Raw genomic sequence first — 234 nt, 5'->3', positions numbered from 1 at the left:
TAATACCTTGAACTATAACGCTTATTGTTGCATTTATTTCACTAAGGCTTTTTTGAGTTCTTTCTGCTAGGCTTCTTACTTCATCAGCTACTACGGCAAATCCTCTACCATGCTCTCCTGCTCTTGCTGCTTCAATTGCAGCATTTAGTGCAAGTAAGTTAGTCTGGTCTGCTACATCATTAATTATTTCTAAAATAGATTTAACATTATCAGCATCACGGCTTAATTGCTCAA

General features: G+C 36.3%; 1 protein-coding gene. It reads right to left on the bottom strand.

Annotation, left to right across the window (positions count from 1 at the left end; translation table 11 throughout):
• On the bottom strand, positions 1 to 234 hold a 234-nt coding region (locus KJQ97_RS09730; RefSeq protein WP_250325881.1), incomplete at both ends, for a methyl-accepting chemotaxis protein.

Origin of the sequence: Campylobacter sp. 2018MI01 (genome assembly GCF_018501205.1) — a bacterium.
In the GTDB taxonomy this organism is placed as follows: Bacteria; Campylobacterota; Campylobacteria; order Campylobacterales; family Campylobacteraceae; genus Campylobacter_E.
Note: the sequence above shows the minus strand (reverse complement) of the source record. Positions and strands in the feature narration are given on the sequence as shown.